Source organism: Mesorhizobium sp. M7A.F.Ca.MR.362.00.0.0 (assembly GCF_004023175.1).
In the GTDB taxonomy this organism is placed as follows: Bacteria; Pseudomonadota; Alphaproteobacteria; order Rhizobiales; family Rhizobiaceae; genus Mesorhizobium.
The window spans coordinates 1-572 of sequence record NZ_RZTF01000890.1 but is presented as its reverse complement, the minus strand read 5'-3'; the positions used below and the strand labels follow the sequence as shown (position 1 = coordinate 572).

Annotated in this window: 1 pseudogene; it reads right to left on the bottom strand. The window is 62.1% G+C overall.

The window, feature by feature from the left end:
• Positions 1 to 412 (bottom strand): annotated as a pseudogene (locus EOC06_RS38350) (transposase); the annotation flags it as partial.
• Between the last annotated feature and the right edge of the window lie 160 nt (positions 413 to 572).

Here is a 572-nt window from a genome sequence, read left to right as displayed (position 1 = left end):
AGGCGCAGTAGAGGTCGACCATCGCCCGGCCCATCGCGAGCAGCTCCTGCACGCCGGGCAGGTTCCCCAGCCGGCACATCGTCGATTGGGAGGCCAAATCCGACCCGACGGCAGCGCATCTTGGGCCATCTTGAAGACCGGATCGCAGCGCAGCCGGTTGGCGTCATTGCCATCCTCGTAGCCGGCGGCGATCATCTTCATGCGAAAGCCGATCATGTCCGCCAAGCTGTGGACGACAGCGCGGATCATCGATGCAGCGCGCCAGGCGGTCGGCCACACGCAGCCGCTTTTCCACCTCGGCCAGAGCCAGAACACCACTGTTCGAGGACAGCATGCCGCCGTCAAAGCGGGCGACGACAGACTTGCCGCCAATTGATGACAAACCGCTCAGCGGCAGCGTATGATCATTCATGGCGGGTGTGGTCTCCGGGAAATGGTTCGGATCGGCTTAAGCAACCAAATCCTACGTCATTTCAACGGTTTGCTCCACATCCGCCAACCTGTCAAGAATTTTCCGGGCTAGCATGCGGTTGAGGCCGGCGCAGCCGATGGCGACCTCGGTCTGCTGAACG